This window comes from Ochrobactrum sp. SFR4 (assembly GCF_019730395.1).
Taxonomy (GTDB): Bacteria; Pseudomonadota; Alphaproteobacteria; order Rhizobiales; family Rhizobiaceae; genus Pseudochrobactrum.
The window spans coordinates 1-321 of sequence record NZ_JAAPBB010000506.1 but is presented as its reverse complement, the minus strand read 5'-3'; the positions used below and the strand labels follow the sequence as shown (position 1 = coordinate 321).

Annotated in this window: 1 protein-coding gene; it reads right to left on the bottom strand. The window is 54.2% G+C overall.

Going from position 1 to position 321, the window contains the following annotated elements:
* Positions 1-262 (bottom strand): 2-dehydro-3-deoxygalactonokinase (locus tag HBA93_RS20010; protein WP_286202089.1); only part of this gene is annotated, 262 nt, incomplete at its 3' end.
* Positions 263-321: the final 59 nt, after the last annotated feature.

The following is a 321-nucleotide window of genomic DNA, read 5'->3' as shown; positions in this document are numbered from 1 at the left end:
TACCCTCCACTTTTGTCCATTTGCTGTGTGTGCCAGGCATACATACCAGACCATTGGGCATGGAGGCTGCGATACCTGCGAGCTGTGTTTCCTCACCACGCATCACATTTGCAGAATGTTGTTCCCGCTGCGCTAAACCCGGCAGAATACGGATGTCCCGTGTCTGATGCTTAATTCTGAGGGCCTGCGTGGCCAGCCCGTCCAGTGCCGTCGGCAGATTGATATAAGGTGCTTCCGCCCATCCCTGCCGAGCTCCGGCCATACCGCAAATCATAACCGGTATATTTACGGGCGCTGCCAGCTTTTTCAAATGTGTTTCCA